At 40.9% G+C, this 19,532-nt stretch carries 16 protein-coding genes and 1 riboswitch; of the genes, 7 read left to right on the forward strand and 9 right to left on the reverse strand.

Translation table 11 applies throughout. The features are described 5' to 3' along the window. Positions 1-357: 357 nt before the first annotated feature. From BR73_RS0124595 to BR73_RS0124635, 9 genes are all read right to left on the reverse strand, one after another. A complete protein-coding gene (locus BR73_RS0124595; protein WP_033168426.1) occupies positions 358-1,227 on the reverse strand; it encodes a cysteine ABC transporter substrate-binding protein in 870 nt (289 codons plus the stop codon). A 194-nt stretch (positions 1,228-1,421) separates the two neighbouring features. Then, positions 1,422-2,192: an amino acid ABC transporter ATP-binding protein gene (locus BR73_RS0124600; protein WP_033168427.1), complete on the reverse strand. Its 771-nt coding sequence runs from the start codon at positions 2,190-2,192 to the stop codon at positions 1,422-1,424. A gap of 58 nt (positions 2,193-2,250) precedes the next feature. Next, positions 2,251-2,931 carry an amino acid ABC transporter permease gene (locus BR73_RS0124605; RefSeq protein ID WP_033168428.1) on the reverse strand — a complete coding sequence of 227 codons (681 nt, stop codon included), beginning with the start codon at positions 2,929-2,931 and terminating at the stop codon, positions 2,251-2,253. Beyond that, on the reverse strand, positions 2,912-3,571 hold the full coding sequence (locus BR73_RS0124610) for an amino acid ABC transporter permease (RefSeq protein ID WP_033168429.1): 660 nt from the start codon (positions 3,569-3,571) through the stop codon (positions 2,912-2,914). The genes BR73_RS0124605 and BR73_RS0124610 overlap by 20 nt, the downstream gene beginning before the upstream one ends. Before the next feature lie 356 nt (positions 3,572-3,927). Further along, positions 3,928-5,586, reverse strand: a complete 1,659-nt coding sequence (locus BR73_RS0124615) for an AMP-binding protein (protein WP_033168430.1) — start codon at positions 5,584-5,586, stop codon at positions 3,928-3,930. 77 nt (positions 5,587-5,663) lie between these two features. Beyond that, positions 5,664-6,653: a 3-oxoacyl-[acyl-carrier-protein] synthase III C-terminal domain-containing protein gene (locus tag BR73_RS0124620; protein WP_033168431.1), complete on the reverse strand. Its 990-nt coding sequence runs from the start codon at positions 6,651-6,653 to the stop codon at positions 5,664-5,666. A 167-nt stretch (positions 6,654-6,820) separates the two neighbouring features. Beyond that, a complete protein-coding gene (locus BR73_RS27945) occupies positions 6,821-7,150 on the reverse strand; it encodes a hypothetical protein (RefSeq protein WP_051685555.1) in 330 nt (109 codons plus the stop codon). An 85-nt stretch (positions 7,151-7,235) separates the two neighbouring features. Then, positions 7,236-7,317, reverse strand: a riboswitch (cyclic di-GMP riboswitch). Between the two features lie 148 nt (positions 7,318-7,465). Continuing rightward, positions 7,466-7,876 carry an NUDIX domain-containing protein gene (locus tag BR73_RS0124630; protein ID WP_033168943.1) on the reverse strand — a complete coding sequence of 137 codons (411 nt, stop codon included), beginning with the start codon at positions 7,874-7,876 and terminating at the stop codon, positions 7,466-7,468. Between the two features lie 145 nt (positions 7,877-8,021). Further along, a complete protein-coding gene (locus tag BR73_RS0124635) occupies positions 8,022-9,749 on the reverse strand; it encodes a phospho-sugar mutase (RefSeq protein ID WP_033168432.1) in 1,728 nt (575 codons plus the stop codon). 479 nt (positions 9,750-10,228) lie between these two features. Between BR73_RS0124635 and BR73_RS0124640 the strand changes: the two genes are divergently transcribed. The 7 genes from BR73_RS0124640 to BR73_RS0124670 all read left to right on the forward strand — a co-directional run bounded on the left by BR73_RS0124640 (position 10,229) and on the right by BR73_RS0124670 (position 19,496). Next, positions 10,229-10,912, forward strand: a complete 684-nt coding sequence (locus BR73_RS0124640) for a response regulator transcription factor (protein WP_033168433.1) — start codon at positions 10,229-10,231, stop codon at positions 10,910-10,912. After that, positions 10,905-12,191, forward strand: coding sequence for a HAMP domain-containing sensor histidine kinase (locus BR73_RS0124645; protein ID WP_033168434.1), 1,287 nt, complete (start codon positions 10,905-10,907; stop codon positions 12,189-12,191). The genes BR73_RS0124640 and BR73_RS0124645 overlap by 8 nt, the downstream gene beginning before the upstream one ends. A gap of 232 nt (positions 12,192-12,423) precedes the next feature. Then, a complete protein-coding gene (locus BR73_RS0124650) occupies positions 12,424-14,649 on the forward strand; it encodes an ABC transporter substrate-binding protein (RefSeq protein WP_033168435.1) in 2,226 nt (741 codons plus the stop codon). 1 nt (position 14,650) lies between these two features. Further along, entirely contained in the window at positions 14,651-15,487 is an 837-nt protein-coding gene (locus BR73_RS0124655; protein WP_033168436.1) for a sugar ABC transporter permease, read from the forward strand. An 8-nt stretch (positions 15,488-15,495) separates the two neighbouring features. Further along, positions 15,496-16,347 carry a carbohydrate ABC transporter permease gene (locus BR73_RS0124660; RefSeq protein WP_033168437.1) on the forward strand — a complete coding sequence of 284 codons (852 nt, stop codon included), beginning with the start codon at positions 15,496-15,498 and terminating at the stop codon, positions 16,345-16,347. Between the two features lie 37 nt (positions 16,348-16,384). Next, positions 16,385-18,430 carry a hypothetical protein gene (locus tag BR73_RS0124665; protein WP_033168438.1) on the forward strand — a complete coding sequence of 682 codons (2,046 nt, stop codon included), beginning with the start codon at positions 16,385-16,387 and terminating at the stop codon, positions 18,428-18,430. Beyond that, complete coding sequence (locus BR73_RS0124670; RefSeq protein ID WP_033168439.1) at positions 18,417-19,496, forward strand: ABC transporter permease; 1,080 nt, start codon at positions 18,417-18,419, stop codon at positions 19,494-19,496. The genes BR73_RS0124665 and BR73_RS0124670 overlap by 14 nt, the downstream gene beginning before the upstream one ends. Positions 19,497-19,532 lie beyond the last annotated feature (36 nt).

Here is a 19,532-nt window from a genome sequence, read left to right on the forward strand (position 1 = left end):
TTGGTCCTTCTGGCTCTTTGGCTTAATAGAGATATTCATAACTTTCCTGTATTTGTTCAGTCTATAAATCAATTAGCCGGCATGCTGTTTATTTTGATTCGTTATGGCAGGGAACATCCGAATACAGAAACTTACCGCTCTCGGGGGCTACCCATTGAGTTTAAGGATATAATCTTTAAAACATTATGCTATTATCTATATTAATATAGATATAGATAGTTCAGTTAATAAAACTGCCGCAAGCTGGTCTTATAAACCCTCTTGCGGCAGTAATAAATTATTTTATCATTAATTCTTCAAAGTACTTTTCATACAAATGATTTCATAGAAAGTAGCTCCGATTAATTAATCTGTTATTTATTCGATTACTCCACCTTCAACAACAAGGCTGTCAGGATCAGCTGCATCGCCATAAACCGGTGCTAAGGTTTCGTCATAAGCCTTGTGGAAGAAGTTCTCTTTTCCAAGAGTTTTGATTTCTTCATTTAACCAGTTTAAAAGCTCTGTGTTACCCTTTTGCACGGCAGGTGCAATAGTGTCCAGGTTACCAAGAGATTCAATACCTACTGTATATCCTTTATTCTCCAGTGCCCAGGCAAGTACTTCTGTATTATCTGTAGTAAAGGCATCGCCTCTGCCATCTAATAATGCACCATAGGCTTCACTGTACTGATCAAATTTTAATAATTTTACATCAGGATAATTCTCTGTAAAATATGTTTCTGCAGTTGTACCCTTATTAACGATTAAAGTTTTTCCGTTTAACTGCTCAGGGGAAGTAATAAGTGCGCTGTCAGGTGATACTACACCAAGAGCTACTTTCATGTAAGGCAATGCGAAATCTACTTTTTCAGCACGATCAGGTGTAACAGTAAAGTTAGCAAGGATAATATCAACTTTTGCAGTTACCAGATATTCTACACGGCTTGCTGCTTCCACTGATACATATTCAATGTCAACTCCAAGATCCTGCGCAATACGGTTACCGAAGTAAACATCATAACCCTGGTATGCACCGTCAGCATCTACATAACCAAAAGGCTTCTTGTCACTGAATACACCAATTACAACCTTTCCGCTTTCTTTGATTTCTTCAAGGGTTCTTGCTGTTCCAGCTGCAGTTGAATCATTTCCTTCCTTGTCAGATTTACTCTGGCAGCCTGCAAGGGCTGATGTTATTAATGTAAATAGTAATAGTAATGCTGCTAATTTCTTGATATTTTTCATACCAATACCCTCATACCGCGATTACTGCGGTATTGCCACATTTTTAAGCTGAAGTAGTTCGTGGCCCTTTCCTTATTTTTTCTTCAACTGTTCTCCTCTTTTGGAGTGTCTGAATTTTTAGTACAGGATTGACCCATATTTTCTCTGTCAGACCTCCCAGGGTGTAACCCTGTAATCAAACCGAAATTGATTACTTATTTATCTTCAACACCTTTTACAGCGTCAAATTCAAAAACATTCAGGAACTTTCCGGCTCTTTCTGTCTTAGGATTCGTAAAAAACTCTTCCGGACTGCTCTCTTCTACTATCTCGCCTTTATCGAGAAATATGATTCTGTCTGCAATGGCACGGGCAAACTGCATCTCATGGGTTACGATAACCATGGTACTTCCCTCTCTTGCAAGCTCTAACATTACATCCAATACCTCTCTTACCATTTCCGGATCAAGAGCTGCTGTCACTTCATCAAAAAGCATTACCTCAGGGTGCATACAAAGGGCTCTGACTATTGCTACCCGCTGCTTCTGTCCGCCGGACAGCTGTCTTGGGTATGCCTTTCTCTTATCTGAGAGTCCAACCCGTTCCAAGAGCCTGTCAGCTTCTGCCTCGACTTCTTTTTTGTCTCTGTGCTGTGCTTTTACAGGTCCCAGAGCAATATTATCAAGGATATTCATATGAGGAAATAACTCATAACTCTGAAATACCATTCCTACCTTCTGGCGTACCAGATGCATATCCTTTTTTCTGCCGCTGATAACTTCCTTACCCAGTGATATCTCACCAGCCTGAATGTCCTCAAGTCCGTTGATACAACGAAGCAGCGTACTCTTTCCACAGCCGGAGGGTCCAACAATAACTACTACTTCCCCTTTTTTAACGGTAAGGGATATATTCTTTAAGACTTCCAGGCTGTCATAGCTTTTCTTTAAATTTTTTATTGAAAGAATTTCTTCTTTTTGACTCATGCTGACTCCCATCTTTTTACCTTAATTTCTGCGGACATTTGCTATTCTCTCTTCTTCTCTAGACTGTCTTCCATGCCTTCTCAAGTCTTGCTGCCACCAAGGAAACCGGATAACAGATAAGGAAATACATAAAGAAGATTACGCCATATATCCATAACGCTGCTGACGGTACGGATAAGCGTGAAGCTTCAATTATCTGCTGCCCTACCTTTACGATCTCAACTACTCCGATTAATGCTATAAGTGATGTGGTCTTTATCATTCTGGTTGTAAGATTAATGGCCAGGGGTACCAGTCTTCTGATTGTCTGAGGTATTACAATATAACGGTAAATCTGACCTCCTGTAAGGCCCAGCGCCTTGCCGCTCTCATACTGGTGCTTTGGTATAGAGATGAGTGCACCTCTTACCAGGTCCCCCATTTCAGCCGTACCCCACAAGGAAAATACAATTACTGCAGATACTTCACCGGAAAGATTCACTTGAAAAGCTCTGGTAACGCCGAAATAAACCAGGAACAGCAATACCAGCTGGGGCATTATGCGGACAAACTCCAGATATAATCTGGTGATTACTTTTATAACCGGATTCCTGACCGTCATTATCATTCCTAATAAAACACCAAGCACCATGGAGATGATTACTGAGACAAAGGATATTTCTATTGTAATCCATAAACCTTCTAATAACCTGATGAAGTTTCTTCCTTCAAAAAGGACCTTAATTCCCAAATCCTGCATATCTTAATTTCCTTTCTATCAGTGAAAATATAACGGAAATGGGAAGCAATATCCCCAAATATGATAACACCAGCATAAACAGAGCTTCATCCGTATTATAGGACATTCCAATTAATACCTTGGCTGTATACATCAAATCAGCCAGTGCTACTGCACTGAATACTGAGGTTTCTTTTATCAGAAATATTACATTAGCTGCAAAAGCCGGTACAGATACTGAAACCGCCTGGGGTAACAATACATAACCGATTACCTGCCTTTTGGTAAGTCCGAGGCTTAAAGCTGACTCCATCTGAATACCTGGAACTGCCTCAAGACCACTTCGAAAAGCTTCTGCCATATAACTTCCGCCAAGGAAGATTAATCCCGTTATTGCACAGGCTTCAGAGCTTAAAAGAATTCCGATCTTAGGAAGTCCGAAATATAGGAAAAACAACTGAATCAATAGGGGGGTATTTCTGGACAATTCTATGTAAACTCCGGCGATCCTGTTTAAAACCGGTACTTTAAAATACCTTATAAGACTGCAAAGGAAACCTACTGCAACAGCTCCGGCAATACCAACTAATGCGATTCTTACCGTAAGCCCTGCTGCCTCCAGATACAGGGGAGCATATTCCCTCAGTACATCCATGTTCATCGTTTCGACCTCTCTCTTCCCCACCTGTTAATCTGCACCTGCCGGATGCACCAGAATAAAAAGCCTGGCTGGCACAAAAATAAGCAGACGCAATGCATCTGCTTTAAAAGCTTTTGCATCTTTGCAAATAATTCTCTGTTAAATTATATCATATTAATTTAATATGAATTATATGATTTCATAATGGGAATATTTTAATTTATCCCTTTCTATTTGTCAATGGTTTTATCATACATTTTTTATTCTGCAATCATTGTAGAGTATAACCAAAGAAAAGCTTGCTGATGAAATTAATTTCACTTTCATCAGCAAGCTTTTCTTCCTGTTACAATTTTAAAATTATTGTGATTTATCTATTATACCCTGGTAACTGCTGCCTCCTGATTATAGATTTCCTCGAATTCCTTTTTTACCTGCTCTCTTAATACTGCTTTTTTCACCTTTCCGCTGGAGGTGGCTGGCAGTACCGGAATAAACTTTATATATTTTGGCACCTTATACCTGGCCATATTCTGAGCAGCAAAGGCTCTTACTTCCTCAGGCTCCATACTGCTGCCTTCTGCAGTGACGATAAAAGCGCAGATTTCTTCTCCCAGCAGTTTATCCGGAACAGATACCACTGCTGCATCGAATATCTTCGGATAACGCTTTAAGACACTTTCAATCTCAGCCGGAGATATATTCTCACCTCCCCGGATAATAATGTCCTTAATGCGCCCTTCAATGGTTATGTAACCTTCCGTATTCATACTCACAAGATCGCCTGTGTGCAGCCAGCCTTCCTTATCAAGGGTTTTATCGGTTGCTTCCGGGTTATGAAAATAACCATTCATTATATAAACTGATTTCACCAGCAGCTCTCCCTTTTCCCCTGGCAGTACATCTTGACCGGTTGAAATGTCAGCAATTCTAACATTCACACCAGGCAAAGGTTTTCCAATGGTTTGAAGCCTGTTTTCCAAGTCATCCTCTGCCGCCATCTGTGTAATCCCAATGGCCTCCGTCTGTCCATAGAGATTAGCTATGGTATCAATTCCAAGTTCCCCTATAATCTTTTGCATAAGCTCCCTGCTGCAGCAGGCACCTGCAATAAAACCTTTCGAAAGACTGGAAAGATCATATTGGCTTAAGTCATTGTTTAACAGGAATTGGAACATGGAAGGTACTCCGTTGAAAACGGTGCAGCTATGCTCTGAAATTACACTTAGCACCTTTTTGGTTTCAAACCGTTCCAGCATGACAATGGAGGCGCCATAGAAGAAACCTGCAAGTGTACTTAATACAAAGCCTATTACATGAAATAAAGGCAGGCTAAGCAGAATCCTGTCATCCTCATCATATTCCATCCGTTCCCCTGAGACTATGGCATTATTAACAGTTACGAAGTGGTTAAGTACTACTCCCTTGGAATTACCTGTGGTTCCGGAGGTATAAAATATATTCAGCGGATCGTGAGCCTTTACTTTACTCTGCGCCTCCAACAGTAAAATATCCTCTATACCCTTACCAAACTCAATCATTTCAGACAGCAGATATGTCCCTGGCAGCACCGTGTCATCTAATACAACCACTGTCTTAAGACAGGGCAGGTTCTCACTTAACAGCTTACCTGGTAAAGCACTTTTAAGTTCAGGACATATTTCCATTAGGCTGTCTGTAAAGCTTACCTCCTTAAACCCTTTGGTAAGAAAAAAAAGTGAGCTTTCAGATTGCTTAAGTGCAAAAAGAAGCTCTGTTTTCGTACTGGCTGTATTTATGCATACCAAGACAGCCCCTATTTTAGCGGCAGCCAGTTCAAGGAGTACCCATTCCGGAGAATTTAATGAAAGTACCGCCAGGTGATCACCTTTTTTTACCCCCAGTGACAACAGACCTTTTGCATACTGATTGGTAAGGCTTTGTAAATCCGAAAATGTATAAGTTACTTTCCTTGCAGGAAATACCAGCGCTTCTCTTTCATTATACCGAAGGCATTTTTCCTCCATTACTTCCGCTAAAGTCTTTGTAATATACATATTTTCTCCCCTCTGTGTGTTAGCACACATAATTATCAGAATGATGTCCTATGGCAACTCTCCATGCATTTGAATAATTATAATTTACATAACAGACCAATATTTTGAGAACCGCAGCCGATTGTCCAGATAATAATATAATCTCCCCGTTTTACCATACCCCGTTCCAGGGACTCATACAGAGTGATGAATGGACTGCTGGTACCGGTATAACCGTACTCATACCCTATGTAAAGGCTGTTCTCCTCCTTTATGTCCATCAGCTCTCTAATCTTTCTTATATTAATAAGAGCATACTGTGAAAAGCAGAACATGCTGATATCATCTTTTGTCAAACCATTTCTGGTAAGAAGTGTTTGAATGGATTCCGTGGCAGATTCCGGAACATCTTCCGTAGGCGGTGTAAAATCAATGAGCATATCCGCTTTATTTTCCACACGGAATATATTGGAGAAGCCACAGCCAGGAAATAAAGCCACATCTACTCCCTCTGATTTCACAGTACAAACAGAATCAACCAGACCACTGTCCTCCTCTGTCTTTTCCACGATTACCGCGCAGGCTGCATCTCCATAATGTCCATACAGATTCTCTTCTTCTTCATTTATCATCATGTTAATATAATCACACCCAATAAGAAGGGTTCTGTTAACATGGGGTGTCAGTGCCATGTATTTAGCTGCCTGCTCTAAAGCCAGCGCCATCCCACAGCAATTGGAATTCACATCATAACATATACATTCCTTTTTTCCACCGATGGCTGCATGTATCTTTATTGAAGTAGGAGGGGCTGTGTATTCCGGCAGCTGGCTGGACAGAATTATCATATCAATATCAGCCCCTGTCAGGCCTGTCTTATGAAGTAATTCATGAGCTGCTTCCAGTGAAAGGGTTAAGGTGCTTCCGCTCTCATCTTCAAACATATATCTTTTATCTCTTCCAATTACATCCTTTAAGAAATGTTCTACTTCTTTTCCTCTTTTACGAAAATGCTCCAGGTAAACTTCATTTTCAACTACCTTCTTACCATGGCTGACTGCCAGCTCTCTAAGTCTGAATTTAACCATATTAATCCCTTACCTTTCTCACTGTCTGCAAAGTTTGGGCCTCCGGCACAAAGCTGCGTGTGAAATGTCCTATTCAAAACTTCTCCAAAAAAATATAAGTTGAACTAAGTTCCTTCCGGGACTTTCAGTTAGCCCGGAAAAAACTAAAGTTCAACTGCTTTGTAATCTTATATAATTTCAAAGTCCGCAATACCTGCTTCTTTCGCAAGTCTTCTAACCTGCATTGCAAGTATGGCACTGTCTTCCATTCGAAGAGTAACCTTTTTAAAGCCTGTCTGCTTATAAAGGACAAAGAAGCCCTTTAATTTCTCTTGTTTATCCGGTGTAATAACACCCATGTTTCTGGCATCCAGCTCCAGATTCACCTGAGCAGGATTTATTTTGCTTACTGCCTGCTGGTACGCAGCACCAAAAGATGCAATATCTTCATCTCCAAATTTACCATCCAGCACGATCTTTAAGGTATTTCCTGATACTGTAACACTAAATTTCTCCATACAATTTCTCCTTTGCAGATTTTCATGAAAAGAAGTCCCATGATGAATATACAAAAAAATCCATAGCAAGGCCATGGATTGTAATCATGGTAACCCGGCTGCCATAACAAAGTCTTAGGCCCGTGGCTTTGCGTCTCCACCTTTCGGAGGATTTGCCTTTTTCATGCTGATTTATCAGAATTTAATGACATAATAGGGTAAATAATTACCATATAACTCCATTATACCCAAATTAATACAAATATCAAGTATTTCCTTTATTTTTCTTTTCTAAAATATTCCTTTATTATTCTTCAGGTATATGCTTGTCCTTTTCTACTTTTCTCCCATTCCATATTGCAGCACCTGTTCTAACATATGCCCTATATTGCCTTCTCCTGCAAATCGGGTCAGGTCAAAGAAATTTTCTGTAACCGCAAGCCATACAAGAGGATTCGCTTCTTCTTTTAACTCCACATCCTGTTTCAGAGTACCTGCATAAACTTCAACATAACAATTCTGATTATAATAATTAAAGTCCATCATATGAGCAAGTTCAATGTCATTACCACCTATACCGGTCTCTTCCAGTAGCTCTCGGTAGGCAGCTTTCATCCCTTCTTCTCCTGTTTCGATCTTGCCGCCAACCAGATTGTATAATCCCTTATAGGGGTCTTTTCTCCTCTTACAAAACAACAGCTGCTTACTGTCTGTACTAAATACCATGATGCAATTATATCCCTGCATTGTAACTCCTTTCATAAATATCTGAATAAAGCCCAGCAAAGAAGCCTGGGAGCTTCTGCAATCAATCGTCATTATTCCAGACAATCTGTTCCTGGAGAATAACTGGACTGCAGAATATTTACACCCTGCAGTCCAGTTCGCTCTATTATTTTATACTGTGCAATACACCCAGTACTGCTGTTTCGATTTCTTTTAATTTACTCTCTGACTTTTCCAGCGTATCTGACTTTGTATAGATATACAGTTTAATCTTAGGTTCTGTGCCGGAGGGCCTTAAAGTATACCAGCAGCCATCCTCAAACTTAAACTGGACTGCATCAGTTTTCTCTGTATCAATGGATGTTTTCTCTCCTGTAAGTACATTGGTTGCTTCTGAAAGTTCATAGTCTGTTACCTGTACCAGTTTGGAGCTTCCGATAGAGCCGGCATTATTCTTACGGTATTCTACCATCATTCTCTTGATTCTTTCCTGTCCTTCTATACCTTCCAGGACAATTGAAATGGTATTTTCACGGTAATAACCATATTCTTCATACAATTCATTTAATACATCGATTAAAGTTTTACCCTGGCGTTTATAATAACCTGCCATTTCTGCAAGGATTAAGGTTGCTGCAACACCGTCTTTGTCTCTTAAGTAGCTGCCGATGTTATAGCCGATACTTTCTTCATATCCAAATACGTAAGTGTATTCCTTCGTAGTATCCCAATCATTTGCCAGCGCGCAGATATTCTTAAAACCGGTAAGTACATTAAACATCTTCACGCCATAGGCTTCTGCTATGGCACTTCCCATTTCTCCGGTTACGATGGATTTAACCATTGTTGCATTGGCAGGAAGTGTTCCTTTCTCTTTCATGGAGGATAAAATATAATTAATGATTAGGACACCTACCTGGTTGCCGTTTAAGGCTTCGATGGCTCCCTTATGAACCACTTCAACTGCAAGTCTGTCACAGTCAGGATCAGTAGCAATTAATACGTCCGCCCCAACAGAAAGAGCCAGTTTCTCGCTTAAGGCAAAGGCTGCATGATCTTCAGGATTGGGATAATCTATGGTCGGGAAGGTACCATCGGGCAGTTCCTGTTCCTTTACTACATGAACATTGGTGTATCCCATTCTGTCAAGGACTGTGCGGACAGGAATGTTGCCGGCTCCGTTTAAAGGTGTATAGACAATACCGATATTCTTATCCACCTCTTCATTTCTTAAGGAGATGGACATGGTTTTCTCATAAAAACTCTCATCCACTTCTTTATTTATAATATTTAACAAGCCTGTTTCAATAGCTTTCTCTTTTGCAGGAAGTTCTGCTTCTTCAAATAAGTCCATCTTACCGATTTCTTCTAAAATCTGATTGGCTATACCGGACTTTATCTGAGAACCCTCTTCCCAATATACTTTATAGCCGTTATATATTTTAGGATTATGGCTGGCTGTAATATTAATACCTGCGGCGCAACCGTAATAACGGACTGCGTAGGATAATTCCGGAGTAGGTCTTAAGGAATCGAACAGGTACACCTTAATTCCCATGCTGTTAAATATCAGGGCACACATCTCAGCAAATTCGGGGGACATTATACGGCAGTCATGTGCAATTGCAACACCCTTTTTTGCAAATTCTTCTCCCTGTTTCTTAATAACTTTACCCAGGGCTTTGGTTGCTCTTCCTACAACGTAGCGGTTCATACGATTGGTACCTGCTCCAAGTATGCCTCTAAGGCCAGCGGTGCCAAAGGATAAATCGCAGTAGAACCGATCCTTGATATCCTCCTCTTTGTCTTTGATACTGTTAAGTTCTTCTTTTAAGTCTGCATCTAAAGCGGATATTCCCAGCCATTTTTCATATTCATTTCTGTAATCTTTCATGGTCTTATAGAACCGGCTTAAGCCAGTTCATTCTCCTTTCTGTATGATATATAAGCTGAACTTTTGAACTATGCCCAGCTTATTTTATTCTTCCAAAAGTTACATGCCTTTCTTTTCTATTTTACTCTATCAAATGTTTTTGGACAATACATTTTCTATCGTTTCAGGAAGTTTTGTATCCGGAGCATTAACAGGAAACCAATATCTGCCGAGATTTCGTATTGTGCGTTTAACCCTTTTATGCACTATTAGATTACCCTTAAATATCCACTAATATTATAAGGTTATTCATAATTACTGATGTAATATTACCTCAATCTTTCTTTTCATTTCCCCCAGTTTATGCTAAAATAAGGCTAATTATATGCTGCAGTTTATTTAATATGAAAATATAGATCTTAGGTGTCTTAGAGATTGAAAACTTTCTTTAACTCTTCCGGGTGATATGTGTTCCAAAGCAACGAAAGGAGTTTTGTTCCATGAGAATTTTATTAATAGAAGACGATGCCGAGCTCTGTAGGGCTATTGAAGTTCATCTGAAAAAAGAATGCTATCAGACGGATATCTGCAATAGCGGCGCTGATGCTATGTATTATATAGAGAAATTTACCCATGATGTTATTGTACTGGACAGAATGCTTCCGGGCAGAGACGGACTGTCACTGCTTAATGATTTGCGAGAACAGGGGATTACTACTCCTGTTATCATGGTTACTGCTATGAATGGTATCAATGACCGGATTGATGGTCTTGACGGAGGTGCTGATGATTATCTGGTGAAGCCTTTTGCCATGAACGAATTGATGGCAAGAATACGTGCTCTCTTAAGACGTCCAAGAAAAATTGAGAATTCCCAGTACCTTACCTGTGGCGATCTAAGTTTAGACGTCTCCACCTATGTAGCTGCAAAGGGTGAGAAGAAGCTTTCTTTATCCAAAAGAGAAGGTGCACTCCTTGAGTTTATGCTTCTTAATAAAGATAATATCCTGACCCGTGAGCAGATTCTTAACCGGGTCTGGGGATTAAATGATTTCGTAGAAGAAGGTAACATAGATAATTACATCTATTTCCTTAGAAGGCGATTAAAAGCACTGGACACCACTGTTTCCATAAAGACCGTCCATGGAATCGGCTACCGATTGGAGTATCAAACCCATGCTTAATTCATTGAAAAAGAAGCTGATATTACTCTATACGGCTTCAACAGGATTTATTCTGACTGCCACACTGCTCTTTGTTATGCTGAATAATAATCAGCAGTTAATAAAGGATAGGTACTTTAATTTTCGAAGCAATTTTTCCACTATATCGAAAAATGTACAGATGGACAGCAGCTTCAGCCACCTATGGCTGTCTCAGCTGGAAGCGAAAAATAATTTCATCATACATATAGAGGATAATGGAATTCCTCTTTTATATAATGGTGCCTTTGCTCCGCTTACTGACCGAAATATCCTCATACAGAAGCTCAAGGAAGCTGCGGGGGAGGATTCGATAGATACCGCTTCAAGACCTGTGTCCTTAAGCGAAGTGGAAAGCAAAACCTATGAAATAAAAGGGAATTTCGGAGAACGTTATCTGGGTGCTGTATTTGTAGTACCAGTTGGAAAAGGGGTTCGAAGCCTGGTTCTGCTCCAGCCGCTGGATATCTCTGTCTTTCTTAATCCAGGGCAGATATTCTTTCTTATCATCACGGATATCCTTGGTATCGGTGCCTTATTTCTCGTAAGTTATTGGATTGTTGGCAAGTCCTTAAAACCCGTGGAAGAGAACAGACGGCAACAGACGGAATTCATAGCTGCTGCCTCTCATGAGCTGAAATCACCACTTGCGGTTATTCGCGCCAGCCTCTCAGCCGCCAGAATCGACGTAGAGAATTCCCCCCACTATCTGGGCAATATAGATAAGGAATGCAGCCGTATGGCAGGTTTGATAGAAGACATGCTGTTACTTGCCGCATCAGATGCCAGACACTGGCAGTTAAAGAGGGAACCTCTGGATATGGATACTCTGTTAATAGAAACCTATGACCTCTTCTACCCTTTTCTAAAAGAAAAATCCATGGAACTGAAGGTGCTGCTGGAAGATGAAATGCTTCCCGGAATCCAAGGTGACAAAGAACGGATAAAGCAGATTCTGGCCGTTCTTATCGATAATGCTGCCGCTTATTCCAGAGCAGGAGACACTGTAATAATCAGAGCCTATACTAAGAAAAAAAGGCTTCTTATAGAAATCGTAGACCATGGCAGCGGCATTCCTGAGGATAAGAAAAAAGAGGTTTTCTTACGTTTCTACCGAGGTGATAGCTCCAGGCAGGATAAAAGCCATTACGGACTGGGACTGAGCATTGCAAAGGAGCTTGCAGAAATGCAGGATGGAACGCTGACCCTTAACGATACCCCTGGAGGCGGTGCTACCTTTCTTCTCTCCCTTCCCTTTTAGTTCCGTGCTTTCCTCCGTATTGTCCTAACAACAAAGCCCTGTAAATCGGTATCACCATTACCGGCTTACAGGGTATTATTTTAACAGTGTATTTATTTTAGCAATGTATTTAATTTAAAGATTATTTAGAGATTTTCCTGCTATCCTGTTTCTGAAACGGATAATATATAAAGTTGAACAAACAAAACACATTTTAAATTTTCAACTTTTATAGAAAGAAAGGTACATGAAAATGAAGAAGAAATTACTCGCTTACCTCCTCCTGCTAGTCCTTGCCGTCTCCTCTCTCTATGGCTGCAGCAGTACAAAACAGGAGGACAAGAAGACAATTAAGAAATCAGCGGATGCAACCACAGAAGAAGAAAAGGGCAGATATATTGAAACCCCAATTGCTTTACCTGAAATGCCTTCCTCCGAAACCCCTATGATGGTAGTTCGAAACAAAGAGAAGCAGTTTGAAACTTATTCCTATGATGACGAGAAGTCAAGCTACAAGCGCTACATATTAAAAGCTGATCAGACCTGGGAGACCGGGGAAGCCGCTTGGTTAAACAATAAGGATTTAACAGGTTATACTCTAAGTACATTATGTATCGGTGAGGATGGGAATCTATATGCTGCCTTAACCAATTATAACAACGCATCTTCTATCTGTAAGCTTTACAAATCCAATGACAACGGTTTAACCTCTGCGGAAATTCCATTGACCTACCTGACAGAACCGGCATACACAGGTGAAGAACAAACCTTTTATCCCTACATACAGAAAATGCAGGTGCTAAAAGACGGTACCCTTGTGCTCTCTGATATGTGGAAATCCAATACCCTTTTACTATATTCTCAGGAGGGTAAAGCCCTTGGAACTGTTCCTATAGACAGCCAGAAAAGCTTTATCGCCTCTGATAATACCATAATAGCAGCAAGTGATAACAGTTCTCAGATTATTTTTTATGACATCTTAACAGGTAAAACAACGAAAACCCTTGATTATACTTTTCAGCTCAATGGTATCGCTTATTCTCTGAATAGTGACGGAACCCTTATAACAGGCGATTCTGAAGGAATTCACCGGATGCTTTCAGAGGGCACCCTTTGGGAAGTTCCTGTTGACGGCTCCATAACTTCCATGAGCATGCCTTCTCGTTATATCGAAGGAATCTATACAGGAGAGATGGAACCGGAAGATTACTACTGTCTGTTCTCTGAGAGCGAAAAGGGCTTAAGCCTTATTCATTATGTCTTTGACAAAGAAGCTTCTGCTGTTCCCCAGAATCAGATTACCCTCTACTCCCTGAGAGAAAATGCAACTATCCGACAGGCTATCGCACTTTTTCAGCAGAAGAATTCTGATAGCAGAATTAATTATGTAGTTGCTATGGGAAATGAAGGCGGAAATTTATCTGATTATATACGTGCGCTTAACACAGAATTATTAGCCGGTAACGGTGCAGATATTATTCTGCTGGACGGCTTGCCTGCACAGTCCTACATCGATAAGGGCGTACTGGCAGATATTTCGGATGTCCTGAAACCCTTGGCAGAGGATGGGAGTATTCTTCCAAACATTGCAGAAAGCTATGCAATGGATGGGGCCATCTACCAGATGCCTATTCGTATCGCTATTCCCTTGATAGTAGGTACACCCGAAGTATTAAGTTCCGTTTCCAGCCTAAGTACATTGATCGATACTGCTGAGAGCTCCGGCAAATCTTTCATGGATTCCTATATTCCTGAGAAGCTGGTTAATGACTTTCTGGCTCTTTATGAAGAAGATTTCTTTAAAGACAACAAACTTTCTGAGGATGACTTCAAGGAATTCCTCGAAAACTTAAAAAGACTTACAGACAACATCGGAATAATTTCCAAAGATGAATATGATCAAACTGTTGCCCCGGAGTCTTACCTCTTCCGGAATTCCATGGGCTATCTTCCTTTAAAAACCGGTAAAACACTTGCTGTCTACGCTCAGATCAGTGCTGTATCTGACTCCATGATGCCCTTTGCTTTGGCGAAAGAAACGAGCCATCCCTATAGCTCCTTAAACAACACTTTCCTGCCAAGCGGAATTATAGGTCTTAACAAAGCCAGTAAAAATTCAGAGACTGCAAAAGCCTTCCTGGAATTTTTGTTTACAGAAGAGGTACAGTCAGCAAACCTCTATGACGGCTTTCCTGTTAACAGCACCTCCTTAAAGAAATGGACCGATGAGGTTAATGATGATATCATGGTTGGCTATAGTGATCAGGAAGGAAATGATTTCACTGCTGTCTGGCCGGATAAAAAAGATCGTGATAACCTCTATCAAATAGCAATGCAGGTTAACAAACCAATCAATATGAACCAGCAGTTAAATGATATCCTGAAAGAACAGATTCTTTCCTTCTTAAAGGGTGATATTGGATTAGCGGAAGCCGTTAACGCAGTGAAATCAAAAGTAAATACCTACTTATCCGAATAATATGAGAAGGAATAAACATATAACTCCCTGGCTGTTCCTCTTACCCAGCTTAACCGGTATAACAGTCTTTGTACTGCTTCCTTTCTTAGATGTTGTAAGACGTTCCTTTTACGACGCTATGAACAATAACTTTGTGGGACTGTCCAATTATAGGACGGTCCTTACCAATGGTGCTTTCAGACAGGCAATCTCTAATACCGCAAGATTTATCCTGGTATGTCTGCCGCTGCTGTTATTCATTTCCCTGGTATTAGCCTTACTGATACACAGCAGGAAGAAATACAGGGATTTTTATAAGACGTCCTTATTAATTCCTATGGCAATTCCTACTGCCTCAATGGTAATTCTATGGAAATTGATCTTTCACGAAAACGGGCTTATGAATGGAATAATTCTGCAGCTGGGCGGTGACAAAACAGATTTTATGAACACTGATATGGCCTTTACTATATTGGTGTTCAGCTACCTCTGGAAGAATGCAGGGTATGATATGATACTCTGGCTTACAGGTCTAAACGGTATTGATACATCCCTTTATGAAGCAGCAGGTGCAGATGGTGCAGGAGCTTTCCAGCGCTTTCGCTATATTACCCTTCCCCTCCTGTCTCCTGCACTTTTCATGATCGGTATCCTGTCCTTTGTCAATTCCTTTAAGGTCTTCCGGGAAGCTTATTTGATCTCAGGCAATTATCCTCAGGAGAGTATTTATATGCTGCAGCATATCTTTAACAACTGGTTTGCTGCCCTCGACATTCAGAAGATGTGTGCTGCCGCCGTTCTCAGTATTTTCTTGTTTATGGCAATCATACTGTTGATATTAAGATTTGATAAGGAATAGATCAGACCATGAAAACATTAAAAAATTTGCTAATAACTATATTATTGGTCCTTGCTGTCCTGCTCGTCTGGCTGCCACTGTGGATGCTCTTAAGCGGCTCCCTGATGGGAAGGGGAGAATTGTTTCAGAAGATAGGACCAATCCTTGGACAATCAGAAGATATGGCTTCCTGGGGGATTCTTCCCCTCTATCCTACTCTTCAGCCTTTTGCAGAGCTTCTCTTAGATTCCCCGAAGTTCTTTGTTATGTTCTGGAATTCCTGCATTCAGGTCCTGCCGGTACTTGCAGGGCAGCTCATAATTGCTGTACCTGCCGCCTGGGCTTTTGCCAGATATAGCTTCCCCGGTAAAAAACTTTTGTTTACCCTTTATATCCTGTTAATGATACTGCCCTTTCAGGTGACCATGGTATCCAGTTATCTGGTGTTATTCCGGATGAAGCTTACAGATACTCATCTTGCGGTTATTCTTCCGAATATCTTCTCCACCTTTCCGGTCTTTATTATGGTAAAGTTCTTTAAGGAACTGCCGGAGGCGCTTATGGAAGCCGCAAGGCTTGATGGTGCCGGTGAAGGGTATATCTTTACCAGAATCGGTATTCCCCTTGGTGCCTCCGGTATAATCTCAGCCATCGTGCTGGATTTCATCGAATATTGGAATGCCATTGAACAGCCCCTGACCTTTCTCATTCGAAAGAAAAATTTATGGCCTCTGTCCTTATATCTGCCGGATATTACCACAGATAAGGCAGGCCTTGCTTTTGCAGCCTCTTTTATTATGCTGGTACCGGCTCTTTTACTGTTTCTGTATGGACAGAACTATCTGGAACAGGGAATTGCCGCAACAGGACTAAAAGGCTAATTATTTCACACAATCAAGCAAAGGAACGAGAAGTCTTATGGAAAAGAAACTCAAAAAACTGCTTATCGGTTTTTTCATATTTATGCTGATTTTTACTTTCGTCTCAAGAGCGGCTGCCTCTGTAACACTTGCCCAGGTAACCGTGTTCTCTCCTAAGAGGGGCAACCTGAGCTATGAACAGTCCGGTACCGGTACCATTAAAGAAAATGCAGAGAAATACATTAAACTGGAAGCAGGTTATAAAATCTCAAAAATAAATAAAAAGACCGGGGATCGTGTCGAGAAAAAGGAACTCTTATTTACCTATGATACGGGTCAATTAAAAGAACTCTTAAGTGCCAGGGAACTGGAGCTTAAAAAATTAAAACTGCAATATGATAAGAACAGTTTATCCCCTCAAAATACAGACAGCAGCCTTGACTTAGAAGCTGCCCTGCTGCAAGAAGAAAATGCTCAGTCGGATCTGGCTGATGCAATAGCAGAGCTTGATACTATCAAAGAGTCCGTAAACGAAAAAAAGACAAAGGAATATGAAGAGTCAGTCGCTGCCTTAAAAGAACTGGAAACCGGAAAAGCCGATGCACTGCGTCCTTTAAATCGTGACATTACCGATACCGAGAGCAGTCTGACACAGGCAAAAGAGCCGCTTCTTAAATTAGAGGATATTATAACAGTATACTCCAATGCCGTTAAGAGCAAAAAAGAAGGAGCAGCAGAATCAGCCTATACGGCAGTCTTTGAATTTTATTATGACAATAAATACAAGGAACATAAGCAGCAGATAGAAACTGCCACAAAGAACCTGAACCGGCTAAAAGAAGATCTGGCCAGTACTACCCGTAAATGGGATGCCACCATTGATTATCAGGATCAGTATTCTGCTGAGGACAGTGTCCGTAAGGCATACCAGCAGCAGATTTCTGCAAGAAACAGTGAGGTTACCGCCTGTAATCGTGCCATTGAAGATGCGCAGGAAACTCTTGATAAACTGCAGGCTGAAGACAGCAAGCTCGATACTGCCCTGTTAACCTACAAGGATGATCTTGAGAATGGCTATCTTAACCGCCAAAAGGATTCCTATCAATCCCTTTACCGGCTTCTGTATGATCATCTGGCTATAAAAGAAACTGATATCCGCCTGGCAAAAGAAAAAGCAGACAGAGCGCAGGAAGATGCGAAAGCTGCAGAAAAAGAATGGGACGAAAAGATAAGGAAAGCCCGTATACAAGCAGAAACTCTGGAAAGCGATATACAGGCAATCAAGAAAGGCAGCTATGATTACAGCAAAGATATAAAAGATGCCAGAAAAGCAGAAGAAACCGCCAGAAGAACACTTGAAACTGCAAAGCTTCAGAGAGAGAAGCTTGAAGCAGAGCTAACGGTAAAACAAAGTAACGAAGAAACCAGTAAACTTACCATAAGCTTAGATCAATCCATGCTTCAGCTGGATATCAATTCAAAAGAAGAAGAAATTGCAAAGCTTAATAAAGTAATTGCACAAAAAGGCAGGGTATATTCTCCTGTTCAAGGTATCATCGGCAATTCCGGGCTGGATTATGGTATTACCTTAACTGGCAGTGAGAAGCTGGTTATCCTTACCGGTGGCTTTGAGCTGGTCATGAAAGGGAATAAGGATAATCTGAAGTATTTTTCTGAAGGCGATGAAATCGAAATCAAAAGTTATGACACCAACACTCCCTTTACCTCTTCCATAGAGACATTAGGGCTGCCTGACGAAGAAGGCCTGGTTACCTTTACTGCACTTCTTCCTGATGGAAATTATAAAGAAGGCGGAAGCCTGACTTACCGTCTTAAGAAAGCCTCCCAGGAATATCCCAACTGTGTTCCCCTCCAGGCTATCAGACAGGATGCCGGCAGCCGTACTTATGTACTTATGGTCAAGGAAAAGGCTACTGTTCTTGGAACAGAGCAGACTGCCTTCCGTATGGATGTAACTGTTGAAGAAAAAGACCGGAACACTGCTGCAATCAGCGGTTCTTTTACCTCCGAGGATATTATAATTACCGGCAGCAGCAAAGATATTTCAGAAGGGGACCGGGTGATGGCAAATGAAACGGAATAGACTGCTGATGTTTTTCTTAATAACAGGCCTTCTGCTTCTCTGGTTTATGAGCCGGTGTATTATGGATACTTCCTATTATAGAGACTTCTTTTCCAGTGTCAGTATCAGGGATCACAAAACCGGAATAAGTAAAACTTCTCTAATTGAAGCGATGGAAAAGGAATCCGACCCAAACTTTTACAGTGATACCCTTCTCTCCCTGACAGCCTGGAAAACAGAAGAAGGGGCAGAACTTATTAATCCTTATCTTGGCCGCAAGGCTAAAGTTCTGGCAGTAACTCTTTGGGGCAATATGAGGGATACCATACCCATGTCGCTGCTGTCGGGTAATTATGTCTATCAGGAGGATACTTACGGCTGTGTTCTGGATTCGGAGACTGCCTATGAATTATTTGGTACTATAACTGCCGTTAACAATGAGCTGTTATATAAAAACAACACCTATATTGTCAGAGGTATTGTAAAAAGTTCTGTTCCTGTGTTTCTGGTGCAGAGCTCCAAAAGAGCCGAAACCTTTTCTAATCTTGAGCTGAAAATAACTGAAAAAGGCAAAGGAAAAGAAGAAATGTACGCTTCTGCCTTTCTTGCAGGCAGCAGCCTGACGGATGATTATTCGTTGATTGATGGGTACTTTTACGGCCATCTTCTGTATTCTTCCTTTCTGCTGCCCTTGTGGCTGACACTTATTTGCCTTCTGATTTTTATGTTGCATCACTGTATTATTTACGGAAAAAAATCAAAAAAACAACTACTTGCCTATCTCGGTCTAACCTTTATAACCCTGTCTCTGCTACTCTTTTTCTATTACAAAACTGGTAATCCTCTTATCTTTGCCAGAAAATTCGTTCCCACCAGATGGTCTGATTTCTCTTATCTGGCAAAGGTCACGGATACCTTAAAAGAACAGCTCCAACAGCTGCAGTATCTGCCTCCTAATCCCAGAGAGCTGCTGCTGCTTAAGTCTCTGCTTACACTAAAGTATCGTTTCGCTCTGTTATTTCTTCTATATTTTCAGCTGTTTCTAACAGGGTATATATATCGAAAACAGCGACACTGTATCAGTTGAATTTCACTTTTACCTCTACCGGATATAAACCTTTGT

Source organism: Clostridium sp. KNHs205 (assembly GCF_000702945.1).
In the GTDB taxonomy this organism is placed as follows: Bacteria; Bacillota; Clostridia; order Lachnospirales; family Lachnospiraceae; genus Anaerocolumna.